Below are 12,070 nucleotides of genomic sequence, written 5' to 3' on the forward strand. Positions count from 1 at the left end.
AGATGCGTCCATTAACGATTGAACTACATTACTTTGGGCCGTATGAGCATCAAGTGATTGACTTTACGCAGTTCACAGAGCGTTCCTTATTTCTGGTAGCAGGGAATACTGGTGCAGGGAAAACCACGATTTTTGATGCGATGTGTTATGCACTTTTTGGTCAAACAACCAATGATCGTGATCGGTCGGCTGCTGCTTTGCGTTCTGATTTCGCACCAGCTGATCAAGAAACAATGGTGAAGTTTACCTTTGAACACCAAGATCTTAAATATCAAATTATGCGTCGTCCTAAACAGGTTTTAAAGGGACGCCGCGGCAAGTCAGTTGAACATAATCAAGCCGTTGATCTTATTTACCCGCTTGAAAGCGATCATCCCCATGAAATTACTAAAATCAAGGAAGCAGATATGTTTATTACTGACCTGCTCAACCTGACCCGTGATCAATTTAAGCAGATTGTTCTTCTCCCTCAAGGAAAGTTTCGGCAGTTTCTCGATTCAGATAGCAATACGAAAGAAGCTCTTTTGCGTGACCTTTTTAATACGTCCTGTTATGAGCAGTGGGCAACGCAACTAAAAAAAGATTTGCGTGAACAGAAGAAGTCATTGACGACCCAAGAAACAAAACTTCAATCATTAAAGGAAACAGTAACCGCGATTGATACGCAATTAACAACTAAAGAATGGTTAGCGGAAGCAAAAAATTACTTATCCCGACTAAAAGCTAATCTTGAACACTTAGGCGATGATGAGCAGCAACAGCAAAAGAAAGTTGATCAGCTTGATGCCCAACTTCATACTGAGCAAGAGTTGAAGAAAAATATTGAGGAGTTAGCTGAACTTATCAAGGTTGGAAAAACACTGCAAGCTCAAGCGGGAGAGATCCAAGAAACAAAGCAGCAAGTAAAAGTCCTTGACTGGTACCAAGAACACCAGACAGAATATCAACGGTGGAAAGATGGCGAAAAGCGTTTCCAAAAATTAACAGCAGACAGTAATATTCTCCATGAGGACCTGCGTAATCTTCAAAAGCAACAGCAAACAATTGAAACCGACCTACAACAAACGAGTAAGCAGCAAGAAGAAATTGATCAGCTTCAAACAGAGGTCGCCGACTTGACGAATAAACTCCCATTATTCGATGATCGAGATAAGCTAAAATCAGCTGTCGATGAACTACAAGCAAACTTAAAGCAACAGAAAAAGCAACAAGCTGCTTCCCAGAAGAAGTTGCAAGACGCTCAACAGCAATTGACGGTTATTGCTAATAATTTAAAAGAGCATGAAAACTTAGGTGAAGTCCAAGTTCAACTAGCAAAGAAGGAAGGGCTTCAGGAAAAATTAACGACTGCTAGAAAAGATTTAAAGCAATTAGAAACAAAATTTTTATCTGAAAAGGAAAATTGCGCGAAATTGGAGCAAAAGCAGGGGGATGCTGAAAAACTCGTTCAAAAATCGCAAGGTGAGTTGGATGACTTAAATGATCGCTTTGCCCGTCACCAAATTGCCATCCTTGCTCAAAAATTAAAGCCAGCCACCCCTTGCCCAATTTGTGGATCTCTTGACCATCCCCATCCGGCAAGCTTAGCAGATGATAGTGAATTGGTAACGGAAGCACAAGTTAAAGCGGCAACCGTTAAAGTTCAACAAAATCGTAGTACGTTTGACCAGTTAAAAGAGCAAGTTCGCCAAAGCGTTGCCCAAATTGCTAACTTAACGACAGAGGTAGAAACCAAGCAGGCAAATTTAGCTGAACTGTTAGGGGATAATGAATTACCGAGTGATTGGGAAGAACAAATTGAAAATCAGGCTCAAAAACTAGCACAAATGAAGACTGATCTTGCTAAAATAGAACAACAGGTTAAACAATGGCGCCATGAAGAGGAAAAATTGCAACAGGAAACCAAGTCCTCCAAGGAAGAACTAGTTAAAATAGACGAAAGTGTGAACCACTACAAACAGGACTTAATTGCCAAGCAGACTATTCTGAAAGAAAAAGCAGCTTCTTTACCAGCAAAATTTCCTACTAAAGAAGCTGCTGACAAGCAAATTCAAACTGATCAACTAAAGATCAAAGCCTTTAATAACCAACTTGAATTATTGCAACAACAACGACAAGAAAATGCTGAAAAATTAGCAGGGACAAGTAGTCGGATCAATCAGACTAAAGAAGAACTTGCCACCCAAATGACACAACAGGATAACTTACACCAATATCTTGTGAACCTTTTAGCGCAATATGATGTCCAGCTTAAATGGGATTTCTGGCAAGAAGCTAGTGAACAAGTGGCAACATTGTCATCTTTACGTGAACAGGTAACGACCTTTGAGAATCAAGTCCAAGATAATCAGTCCCAACAAGAGCGGTTGACTAAGGCCATCAATAATCATCCCATGCCAGATATTGCGTTAACGCAGACAAAACTTAATGCTGAGCGTGAACAACTTCGGCAATGTCAGCAAGAAATTGGTCAGTTAACTGCTCAGTATAAGCAATTAGAAGAAACGGATCAAAAGATTATTAAGGCAGTCGAAAAAACTGGAAAACTTGATCAAGAAATTAATGAATTACAAACATTAACAGATGTTGTGACTGGGAATACTGAAAACCATGTTAGCTTAGAACGGTATGTATTACAGGCATATTTTCAAGAGGTCTTAGTAGCAGCCAATGTTCAGTTAGACCGGTTAACTAATGGTCGCTACCAGTTTGAATTAGCAACAGAAAGTCATGGGGCTGGTGCCAAGTGGAGTGGACTTGAAGTTAATGTATATGATGATAATGCTGGTAGAACGCGAAGTGCTCGGACGCTTTCTGGTGGTGAAAGTTTTATGGCTTCACTTGCTCTTGCTTTAGCTCTCTGCCAGATTGTCCAAGAGCAAAGTGGGGGAATTAAGATTGATGCGCTCTTTATCGATGAAGGATTTGGTTCCCTTGATCAGCAAGCTCTTGAAGATGCTCTTCATTCCCTTCAAGAACTCGAAGGCCACCGGATGATTGGAATTATCAGTCATATCACTGAACTTGAGGAGCAAATTCCAGATCAGTTAATTGTTCGATCAAGAAATGGCCGTAGTTATGTCGCATACCAGCATGAAATATAAGTTCAAAACAGTATTTAAATTTGTGATGATGAAATTAGATAAAAAAATTAAAAATAAAAAGTGCAAAAATTAGTTTTTTGCGTATATATATTTATAGGGGAGGTGATTTGCGAGATGAAGACTTGTTCGTTCATAGACTCCTTTCCCCATTAGTTGCTGTCTTCGTCTGCAATCACTTCCCTAATGGGAGCTGTGATATGAGTCAAGTTGCTTTCATAATGAGGTGACAGCGCAGTACAACAATGGTCTATCATCGCTTGGCAAAGCTGTTGGTGACTATTGATGTTTGCGTGGCCTCCAAAGGCTAGGTTTGCGTCAAAAAACGAAGTAACAGGTGATTCCTGTCTCGCTCTCTTTCTTCTCCCACAAATCTTAATGTAAAGATCTCTTATCTACTCTTTTACGTATCACCAGATAGGAGATCTTTATTTTTTAAAATAAAAAGTGCAAATGTTATCTTTTTACGTATATATTTAAGTGAAGGCCTAAAAAATGCATTTAATGCTCTTTAACTCCATATTATCTTCCACAGTCAAATAGGCCTTCATTTCAAAAGCTAGGAGATTCTTCTTAGCTTTTTCTTATAATATAAAAAAGCCATTATTGTGGGGAGGGCAATAATGACTTTGAAATTATTTATCTTAATGATTTGCGGTATCCAGCGGCTTGCGCTTCTGCTTCTGAGTTGAAATAGACCGCATTTGCTGAATTCATATGATAGCCTTGCTGATCGGGCGTATGGTAGATTTTTGAACGAGCATTACCAACGATCATACCGGCCTGATCGGTTCGCATATCACCGTTATTCGATGGTGCAGTTGAACTGGTGCTTGTATTAACTGCTGAACTTTCCTCGCTACTGCTGCTAGATGATATTTCTGAAGATGATTCGCTTTCAACAACTGGTTTTACGTAAGTAGTATTAGTAACAGTAAAACTTGTTTTGGCGCTTTTATCATCATCACTGTTAGTGGCAGTAATATCGAAACGACACTTCTTGGTACTAGTAGCAAGTTTTAGACTCTTACTAAAATTACCATTATCATCGGCTTCGACAGTATAGCGACCGTTGTTTCCGCCATGCTTTACAATTTTAATCGTTGCATTGGCTTCAGTCTTTCCTGAAAATGTGACAGATCCGTCTGCTTCAGTATCAATCTTAATCCCTTTGCTTGTAGCTTGCGCATTCTTACCGTCTGGGATATTAACGGTGAGCGGTAAATTACTGGCAAGTACTGAGTGTTGGTTAATTGGAATAATAAATAAACATATTCCAGCAAAAAAGCTAGTAAAGATTGTGGCTAGTTTTCTCACAGTCCACTTCCCCCATATTCATTAATAGTTGTTTTCCCCTGTAAGATCATATCATATAAAAGGTGATTTAAAAAGTTAATCTAACCTCGTTGTATACCCTTACAAAATTATCGAAATTGCTATAAAAATTAACTTTTAGTCATGATAAAATTAAAACAAATTTTAAGCTATTGTCCATTGTATATTTTATAGAGGAGTTTTTTATGAAGAATAATAGTTCAAAATATTGTTTATTGTTAGGTACAGCACTGTTAGGATTATATTTCCAAGCTAATAGCGTTCATGCGGATACGACTGATACAACAGTTAATGGCGAAACTACCCATAGCAATGTTACGCCAATGGTCCAGACTAATAAGGATGAAGCAAGTACTCCGCAAACGACTACTGATTGGTCTGACCCAGCCAAATATCAAAATGACATTCCAGTTCAGATTTTAGGAATCAATGACCTGCATGGTGGGTTAGAAACGACTGGATCAGCTACGATTGGAGATAAGACTTATTCGAATGCCGGAACAGTTGCACGCCTAGCTGGTAACTTTGATGCGGCAGAGGAAAGTTTTAAGAACGCTAATCCGACAGGAACCTCAATTCGGGTAGAAGCCGGAGATATGGTTGGGGCTTCTCCAGCAAATTCTGCTCTTCTCCAAGACGAATCAACCATGCATGTTTTAGACGCAATGCATTTTGAAATCGGAACTTTAGGAAACCATGAGTTCGATGAAGGATTAGCTGAGTATATGCGGATTGTTAATGGTGGTGAACCTACTAAACAATATAATGAAGCTGAGATGGCCTATCCTCATGTGAAAACAGGGATTAATATCATTACTGCCAACGTTGTAAACAAATCTGATGGTCAAATCCCATTTGGAATGCAACCATATTTGATTAAAGAAATTCATACTAGTGATGGTAAAGTTGCTCGGATTGGCTTTATTGGGATTGAAACTACTTCCCTACCAATTTTAACCTTATACGATAATTACAAAGATTATGATGTTTTAGACGAGGCTGAAACAATTGCAAAATATGATCAAATTTTACGTAAAAAGGGTGTTAATGCAATTGTAGTTCTTGCCCATACAGGGGTTTCAACGGATAAAGATGGCAGCACTAAAGGTAATGCTGTTGATATCATTAAGAAGCTTTACCAAATTGACCCTGATAATTCTGTCGACCTTTATGTTGCCGGTCACTCCCACCAATATGCTAATGCTACTGTTGGTAGTGTAAAATTAGTGCAAGCCATTTACACAGGTAAGGCTTACGATGATATTATCGGTTACATCGATCCAACAACTAATGATTTCGCACCGAATAGTCTCGTTTCGCATGTCTTTCCTGTATTATCAGAAAAGGATGCGCCTAATATCAAAACAGATGCAAATGTTACAGCAATTGTTGAAGATGCTAACAATCGAGTAGCACCAATTATTAATAAGAAAATAGGGGAAGCTGCTACAACAGGCGATATTCTTGGACGACTACATAATACCCCTACTCGTGAAAATGCCGATGGTGAATTAGTTGTCGATGGTCAATTATATGCTGCTCATAAGGTGGGCTTACTAGCAGATTTTGCGATGACTAATACAGGCGGCGTTCGTGCAGATCTGCATGTTAATCCTGATCGTTCCATTACATGGGGCAGTGCTCAAGCAGTTCAACCATTTGGTAATATTTTGCGGGTAGTTGAAATGACAGGGGCACAAATCGTTGAAGCCTTGAATCAACAATATGACGAAGATCAAGCTTACTACTTACAGATTTCCGGGCTTCATTATACTTATACTGACCAAAACGATCCTAACCAACCATATAAAGTCGTTCAAGTTTATGACCAACATAATCAACCGCTTGATATGAATAAGACTTACAATGTTGTTATTAATGACTTTTTAGCAGGTGGCGGAGATGGCTTTTCTGCATTTAAGGGTACTAAAGTTGTCGGGATTGTTGGTCAAGATACAGACGCGTTTATTGACTATATTACTGATATGACTAATGATGGTAAACCAATTACTGCGCCAACAATGAACCGTAAGATTTACTTGACTGCTGAACAATTAGCGAAGGCTGACTCAGATTCACAGTCACAAACAGAAACTAATCAGAACACTCAAAACGATGCTAATTCTCAGACTGAAGGAAATCAGCTTCAAGAAGTTCCAAGTCAACCGGTATCTTCAACAGTAACCTTGCCAACAACAGCTGGTCAACCCGCCGAAACTGTTACACTACATGCTCAATCTAAGCAACAAACCGTAGCTGCTAATAATCAATTAATTAATTTGACGCCTACATCAATTAATGGCCAAAAACAAAAAGCAGCTGCCCAGCAAGCAGCTTTACCACAAACTGGTAACGATGAAGATCTTGCATTACTTCTTCTCGGAAGTTTATTAATGGCAGCAACCGGATTGACAATTATTGATCGCAAGCGTAAACATGCTTAATTGCTTAAAATAGACTGTTACTTTCATTATGTGGGAGTTAGCAGTCTATTTTTCATTATTTTGTTTTCTCGCTATAATGGAAACGATAAAGTAAAAATGGAGTAAGAACATGGCAGAAAATATCATCAATATTTTAAAAACCAATAATATGACCGTCGCATTTGTCGCTCAAGAAAGCGGCCTGGACGTTGCGCAGGTTAACGAAACACTTAAACGTCCCGTTGCAACCTGGTCAATTCAAATTCTTAATGCACTTGCAGATGCTTTAGGGGAGCGTCCGGGAGAATTATTAGATCGGATCCAGGACTTTGATTTTCACTTACATACTGATGATGATCAATTAACGATTCAGCACGTGCAGTTCCAAACACCTTCTTCTTATCAACAAGTTCGATTTGCGGTTGAGAGTAATGTTTTAGAGGGATGGGAGCCTACAACAGCAGAGGTAAGACGATTAAAAGAGAGCGCTGAAAATCCAGATGATGAAATTTTAATGGAAATTGAGCAATTATTTGGTGATGAAGATGACTGATGAAGAACTTCAAGCAAAATTTTTATATGATAATGGAACCCTCCGCAATAAGTTTGCAATTAAAAACGCGGATGAATTAAGCTTAATTGAGTATCGTGGTGTAGCAGAAAGGGAAGTGGCCCTTCTTCAACAACAACCGAAAATTAAGAGCTTTGAAGATTTGCAGACAATTAACAAATTCCTTTTTGGTTGGCTTTATGACTGGGCGGGTGAGTTACGAAACTACTATATTTCAAAGGCAGGTTTTGATTTTTTGGAATATGGTCGCTTTGATAATGCAATTAAATATATTAATGATGAAATTGGGCGATTGAATAAGAAAAAGCAGCCTACCATTGAGGATTATGCTGCTCTCTTAAATGATCTAAATTATATTCATCCGTTTCGTGAAGGGAATGGCCGGTCAACTAAATTATTCATTCAGTTAATTGCCCTTCATCATGGTCAGGTAATTGATTACCCAGCAGATAACGCGGAAATGATTGCCGGATTAAACCAATCAGATGTCGGTATTATTGCCAAGACCATGGCATTACAGAAAAGTGCTGGTTAAGCTAGTTTGCTTGCTGCTTGTTTATTAAGAATCACTGTTATGTTTGGATGTTTTTGGAGGACTGATGCTGGAACAGCGGTTGTGATTTTACCGTTGACCATTTTGTTGATTGCGTCTGCTTTTTGCTCACCAAATGCGAGTAAGATGATATGTTTTGCTTGCAAGATTGAACCAATTCCCATCGTGTAGGCTTCCATTGGCACGTCCTTACTTGAAGTAAAAAAACGTGCGTTGGCATTGATAGTAGCAAGGGTTAACTTTACTTTATGGGTTTGGCTATCAAAAGGAGTTCCAGGCTCATTAAAACCGATATGACCATTATTGCCAATTCCTAAAATTTGCGTATCAATAGGGTAAGTAGCCAAAATCTGATTATAGTGATTAATTACTTCAGTGGCATTCAGATTACTGCCATCCGGAATAAAACTTTTGGCAAATGGCTTTTGAGCGAAAAGATGATGTTTCATAAAGTAATGGTAACTTTGCGGATCAGTTGATTTAAGACCGACATATTCATCAAGATTAATCGAAATAAGGTTGGAATAATCAACAGAACTGCTAGTCATCTTTTGATAAAGACCTAGTGGAGAACTCCCTGTTGCGAGACCAAGTACCTGGGCGCCGTTTATAATATCTGTTTGAAGAAGTTTAAAAGCTTTTTGGCTTGCTTCTTCTTTATTTTTCGTTACAAGAATTTTCATCCTCATCACCTCACGACTATTGTAATTCTTTTAGGGGAAAAGAAAAGAGTAGCTGCTAATGCTTATTCTTTAGATTTGACAAAAATGTTATTGAATACGCTTACAAAAATGTGTAAAATAAGGGTGTTGCTGAAAGAATCTGATAAGAATTGGAGAAAGTTTAATGAAGTTCAAAAAATTAACAGTAATGTGTGCTGTTTTATCAGGTTTACTATTAGGGAGCTCTGCGATGACGGCAGTTCCAGCTACTACCTATGCAGCCTCTAATGATAAGCAGGTAACAATCTATCTTACACGTCACGGAGAAACTACTGGTAATGTAATGCAACGGGTACAAGGATCGAGTGATTTCCCATTAACTAAAAATGGGATTACCGTTGCTAATGATTTGGGCTATGGATTAAAAGGAATCAAATTTAAGCATGCTTATACGGGTAACTTGACGCGACAAGAAGTTACTGCACAACAAGCATTGAAGTATTCTGCCAATCCAAATACAAAGATTACGACCACGCCAATGTTACGTGAAGGCGGATATGGGAGCCTTGAAGGAGACAGTATTGAAGCTGATAACCAGAAGATTGCTAATGTTTATGGTTATCAAGATGGCAAGCAGTTCCAGCAAGCAACTGGCAAAGATTACTGGAATAAGCTCCAAGATGCCTACCACAAACTTGATATGGACAATTCGCAAAATACCAAGTTGGCTAAGAGTGATCGGGCAGAAAGCTCAGCTCAGGTTCAAAAACGGATGAATTCTGAATTGCTTCACATTGCAAAAACGACTCAAAAACAGGATGGCGGCAATGTCTTAGTCGTTAGTTCCGGAATGTCAATTAATGAATATCTTTCAACCATTTCTAAAAAATATGATGGAAAGCCAATGAAGAATGCGGCAGTAACCAAACTTGTTTATAAGAATGGTAAACTTCACGTTGAGGGCCCAATTGGTACGCTTCACTATGTAAATAAGGGCAAGAAAATAGCAGCAAATAAGTAAAATGAATTATCTTTCAGCAACACATAGATTTTTTGCAATTATCAAATTATTATTCGGGGGACTCTTTGATCAGCAAGGAGTCTCTTTTTGCTTTTTGGAAGGGAGATAGTGCCAATCGAGAATTTAACGGTTAAGCTGTTTAATGAAATTGCTGAAAAGCAGCTTCCAGGTTTAGCATTATTTGAAAATCAAACTGGCTCTGGGAAAACAACGGGTGCTCTGCAGTGGGTAACGGATATGCTAATGAAAAGTAAGAACTCCGATGTCATTATCTACATAACTCCTAGCAGACAGAATCGAGACGAAGCATGGCGGGAATTGGTTAGACAAGCATATCGAAGAATTCTTTGCGACGAATCAGTTAAATCTAATCGACAATCGGATCGCAAGGGATGAACGGATAGAAGATATCAAGGCCGCGTTGGTTCAGCTTTCGCCAACCGTTAAAGTCGATATTAGACCGACCGTTGAAGATAAATTTGGATATAATCTAGTGGTGATTAATAATAAGCGGTATTTCCAAACTCATGAAGATGTTAAAGATAATTATGCGAGAGACTATCAGCAGGCAATAGTACAACATTTGACAATTGATACCTTTAGGAAGGGTGCTCTAAGAAGTACGTTAATTAATTCATTAAAAGAGTTGATAATAAAGAAAGATTTGAAAGAAAGAAGCTTAAGTCTGTATCATTCACCAGATTCAATGATGGGATGGGAGTTTTATCAAGTTGCAAAGGAAGCTCATGGTACCCAAGCAGTCTATCTATTTAAAATGATTAATAGTGATGAATTCGAGGTGAGACGGTTAGATTTACAAGAAAGCTCAAAATTTATTTATTCCGATGATGCAGATCTTCAGTACCTATAACAAAAGCGGAACTTAAACGGGCTTTGAATGATTTAAGTAAAAGTTACCCTAATTACAGAATTAAATACCAAAATTTTATTTCTATCATTAATAAAAGAGAGCTGGATTCGTTTAGTATCAATGACTTAAAAGATGAATTTGATTTTATGAAGAAGAATAAAATACTAAGTCCAATTGCAATTAATTTATTATTGGATGAATTATATGAACAATATGGACTAGTTTTGAAAGTGAAACCAAAAATAAAATCTCATGTTCCAAAGTATCTCTCTGGGTTGACCGATATTAATTATTTCGTTGATAACGACGATCAGGATATTATTTACTATAATGTAGGAACCATTAGTAAAAATATGAATATGTCAATTGCAAAGGCATCACACATCTGGCAACTTCAGCCTAACATTAAATTAAATAAGCGTGTTTTCGCTACGATTGAGACCGAAAATATCTTGAAGTTTCTTCAAATGATGATGGTGAATTTTGTGCGATTTCATCAACTAACAGTAATTCCTTTTCCAGTTAAATACCTTCGAGAATTTATTCAACTTGAAGAAAAGAAAAAATCAGCTAAAAAATATGTGACAGATTTACTGAAATGATGAGATAATACTAGGAGTGATGGGGGGATGATGGTGAAAAGTACTAAAAAGAAACGATCCCATATTGGGTTAATTATATTTACTATATTACTGGTAATCTTGTTAGGAATTTTAGGGGTAAATTATAAACGGTTTGCTAGTAAGCAACTTAACCCAGTTCGTGATAATAAAGTAGTAAAAAAGGATTCGCCTAAAATAACAAAGACTGAAAAAGTTGTTGGATCGTATCGAGATGATCAAGACGGTGCAGCTATTGTCTTAAACGGAAACGGAACAGGTCGATATGTTTATGCTGATAAGAATAATCCAGACACAGATGATAGCTTAACTTGGCGTAAAGACGGAGAACGCTACCTTATAAATTTGGAAGACTGTGATGTAACTAATCCACTTACCGCAGCGTTTGATAATAATAAACTAGTTATTACGGGTAGTAATGGTTGGAATACCGAAACGTTCCAAAAAGTTAATGAAGAGTTAAACCTTCAACAATTTTTGAATGATATGCATAAAAAATAAAATAATGCTTGCAAAGGATTTGTAGATGAGATATAATAAAATTCCTGTCAGCGATAAGAGATGAATAGAATTTTGCGACTGCTTAGACTTATTTATTGGTTGTACAGTTCAAACAACATTTTTTAAAATGTTGTTGACATCCTATTGATGACATGATATACTAATAAAGTTGCTGATTGAGTTATCAATCAAAAGGAATTCAAAATTAATTAAAATTTCTTCTTGACAAGTTAATCTGATATATGTTATAATGTTAATGTTGATTGACTGCTTGGTTAGTTAACCGGTAGACCTTTGAAAACTGAACAAAGTTTCGACGAATCAAATGTGTAGGGTCTTCAATCACGATGTGATTTGAAGCAAAACATTTGCGAAGTCAATTCGCTTAATAACAAAGATAATTGAGAGCTAT

The 12,070-nt window shown here is 37.6% G+C and carries 11 protein-coding genes; 9 read left to right on the top strand and 2 right to left on the bottom strand.

The window, feature by feature from the left end:
* Window positions 1–2 precede the first annotated feature (2 nt).
* Entirely contained in the window at window positions 3–3,104 is a 3,102-nt protein-coding gene (locus CBG10_RS03820; protein WP_094511698.1) for an AAA family ATPase, read from the top strand.
* A 636-nt stretch (window positions 3,105–3,740) separates the two neighbouring features.
* Here CBG10_RS03820 and CBG10_RS03825 read toward each other — a convergent pair.
* Window positions 3,741–4,418: a sunset domain-containing protein gene (locus CBG10_RS03825; protein WP_094511699.1), complete on the bottom strand. Its 678-nt coding sequence runs from the start codon at window positions 4,416–4,418 to the stop codon at window positions 3,741–3,743.
* A gap of 203 nt (window positions 4,419–4,621) precedes the next feature.
* Between CBG10_RS03825 and CBG10_RS03830 the strand changes: the two genes are divergently transcribed.
* The 3 genes from CBG10_RS03830 (at window position 4,622) to CBG10_RS03840 (ending at window position 7,965) form a co-directional block, all read left to right on the top strand.
* Window positions 4,622–6,880 carry a bifunctional metallophosphatase/5'-nucleotidase gene (locus tag CBG10_RS03830; RefSeq protein WP_094511700.1) on the top strand — a complete coding sequence of 753 codons (2,259 nt, stop codon included), beginning with the start codon at window positions 4,622–4,624 and terminating at the stop codon, window positions 6,878–6,880.
* A gap of 109 nt (window positions 6,881–6,989) precedes the next feature.
* Window positions 6,990–7,412, top strand: coding sequence for a helix-turn-helix domain-containing protein (locus CBG10_RS03835; protein ID WP_094511701.1), 423 nt, complete (start codon window positions 6,990–6,992; stop codon window positions 7,410–7,412).
* A complete protein-coding gene (locus CBG10_RS03840; protein ID WP_019252753.1) occupies window positions 7,405–7,965 on the top strand; it encodes a Fic/DOC family protein in 561 nt (186 codons plus the stop codon). Before CBG10_RS03835 ends, CBG10_RS03840 begins: the two co-directional genes overlap by 8 nt.
* Here the strand turns inward: CBG10_RS03840 and CBG10_RS03845 are convergent.
* Window positions 7,962–8,666 (bottom strand): glucosamine-6-phosphate deaminase, encoded by a 705-nt coding sequence (locus tag CBG10_RS03845; protein ID WP_179225380.1) that lies wholly within the window; start codon window positions 8,664–8,666, stop codon window positions 7,962–7,964. The two genes, CBG10_RS03840 and CBG10_RS03845, sit on opposite strands and share 4 nt — an antisense overlap.
* Before the next feature lie 163 nt (window positions 8,667–8,829).
* On the opposite strand from CBG10_RS03845, the gene CBG10_RS03850 reads away from it, so the two are divergent.
* From CBG10_RS03850 to CBG10_RS03870, 5 genes are all read left to right on the top strand, one after another.
* On the top strand, window positions 8,830–9,666 hold the full coding sequence (locus tag CBG10_RS03850) for a histidine phosphatase family protein (protein WP_094511704.1): 837 nt from the start codon (window positions 8,830–8,832) through the stop codon (window positions 9,664–9,666).
* A gap of 108 nt (window positions 9,667–9,774) precedes the next feature.
* Complete coding sequence (locus CBG10_RS03855) at window positions 9,775–10,062, top strand: DEAD/DEAH box helicase family protein (RefSeq protein ID WP_225361543.1); 288 nt, start codon at window positions 9,775–9,777, stop codon at window positions 10,060–10,062.
* Between the two features lie 25 nt (window positions 10,063–10,087).
* The gene (locus CBG10_RS11435; protein ID WP_225360042.1) at window positions 10,088–10,537 is read left to right on the top strand and encodes a hypothetical protein; all 450 of its coding nucleotides are present in this window, start codon (window positions 10,088–10,090) and stop codon (window positions 10,535–10,537) included.
* A 146-nt stretch (window positions 10,538–10,683) separates the two neighbouring features.
* A complete protein-coding gene (locus tag CBG10_RS03865) occupies window positions 10,684–11,139 on the top strand; it encodes a hypothetical protein (protein ID WP_094511707.1) in 456 nt (151 codons plus the stop codon).
* Between the two features lie 27 nt (window positions 11,140–11,166).
* Window positions 11,167–11,658, top strand: a complete 492-nt coding sequence (locus CBG10_RS03870; protein WP_094511705.1) for a lipocalin/fatty acid-binding family protein — start codon at window positions 11,167–11,169, stop codon at window positions 11,656–11,658.
* Window positions 11,659–12,070 lie beyond the last annotated feature (412 nt).

Source organism: Limosilactobacillus reuteri (assembly GCF_002254085.1).
In the GTDB taxonomy this organism is placed as follows: Bacteria; Bacillota; Bacilli; order Lactobacillales; family Lactobacillaceae; genus Limosilactobacillus; species Limosilactobacillus reuteri_K.